This window comes from Curtobacterium sp. B18 (genome assembly GCF_000333375.1).
Lineage (GTDB): Bacteria > Actinomycetota > Actinomycetes > Actinomycetales > Microbacteriaceae > Curtobacterium.
Genome location: NZ_BACZ01000710.1, coordinates 1 through 1555, shown reverse-complemented (window position 1 = coordinate 1555; position 1555 = coordinate 1). Strand labels below are relative to the sequence as shown.

Sequence of the window (1555 nt, the reverse complement as noted above, 5' to 3'; positions counted from 1 at the left end):
CATGACGTTCCGGCAGAACGTGCGNTTCGGCCTCGAGATGCGCCGTGTGCCGGCCGCCGCCCGCCGCGAGCAGGTCATCGACGCGCTCGACATGGTGCACCTCGCCGAGTTCGCCGACCGGTACCCGCACCAGCTCTCCGGTGGGCAGCAGCAGCGCGTCGCCCTCGCCCGGGCACTCGTCACCCGGCCCCCCTCGCGCCGCTCGCCGGCGAGCAGCGGATCATGGTCGTGACGGGCCGGGCGCACCGCGTCGCCGTCGAGTCCCAGCTCCCCGGCGTCGCGGACCACAACGTCGTGCTCGAGAGCGAGCCGAAGGACTCCACCGCCGCCATCGGCCTCGCCGCGGCGATCCTGCGGCGCCGCGAGCCGGACGTCGTCATCGGCTCCTTCGCCGCCGACCACGTCATCGGCGACGCCCGTGGGTTCCGCCGGTCGGTCCGCGAGGCGGTGGTCGCCGCGCGTGCCGGATACATCACCACGATCGGGATCACGCCGACCGAGCCCGCGATCGGCTTCGGCTACATCCACGCGCACGGCGACCCGATCGGCATCGACGGGGCCCCCACCGCCCACGCGGTCCGCTCCTTCGTCGAGAAGCCGGACCTCGACACCGCACGGTCCTACGTCGAGCAGGGCACCTACCTCTGGAACGCCGGCATGTTCATCGCCCGGGCCGACGTGCTGCTCGCCGAGATCGGCCGGACGAAGCCCGCGCTCCTCGCCGGCCTCGAGGAACTCGCCGACGCGTGGGACACCTCGGCACGCGGTGCCGTCGTCGACGCGGTGTGGCCCGAGCTCGAGAAGATCGCGATCGACTACACGGTGGCCGAGCCCGCGGCCGCTGCCGGACGCATGGCGGTCATCCCCGGCGACTTCGACTGGGACGACGTCGGCGACTTCGCCTCGCTCGCGAAGCTGCAGTCCGGCGGCCGCGCCAACAACCTCGCGGTGCTCGGTGACGGCGCCCGCATCCTCGCGGACTCGTCGAGCGGCATCGTCGTCTCGCACAGCCAGCGGCTCATCTCGCTCATCGGCGTCGAGGACATCGTCGTCGTGGACACCCCCGACGCCCTGCTCGTCACCACGAGTGCGAACGCGCAGCGGGTCAAGGGTGTGGTGGATGCACTGAAGATCAGCGGCCGCGGCGACGTCCTGTAGCGCTCCACCACGAAAAGCGCTTGACGTCCCCCGAACTGGGGGTCCCGCCGTGACACCGCGTTACGGGCGCGTTTCCGCGCGGTCGCGATCCCGTAACTGATCCCAGGAGTCCCTCAGGGGCGTTCTGTACCGGCCGGGCGGTCGTGTACTGTCGCCACGATCGCCCGGAACGCACGTGGTCCGGGCACGCTCCCCGGAGGAACCCACCCGTGACATCTCGTACCCGTCAGGTCCTGTTGAGCTCCCTCGCGCTGGCCGGCACCGTCGCCGTCCTCGCCGGCTGCTCGGCCGCCCCGTCCGACACCGCGACCGGCAACAAGACCAGCTTCCGCCCCTGCATGGTCTCCGACGCCGGTGGCTTCGACGACAAGTCGTTCAACCAGCTCGGCTTCGAAGG

The 1555-nt window shown here is 71.6% G+C and carries 3 pseudogenes; all 3 read left to right on the top strand.

The annotated features are described in order from the left end of the window. Nucleotides 1–190, top strand: a pseudogene (locus I5E_RS23935) (ATP-binding cassette domain-containing protein); the annotation flags it as partial. A gap of 2 nt (nucleotides 191–192) precedes the next feature. Beyond that, nucleotides 193–1158, top strand: a pseudogene (locus I5E_RS19015) (mannose-1-phosphate guanylyltransferase); the annotation flags it as partial. Between the two features lie 209 nt (nucleotides 1159–1367). Next, nucleotides 1368–1555: pseudogene (locus I5E_RS23930) on the top strand (BMP family ABC transporter substrate-binding protein); the annotation flags it as partial.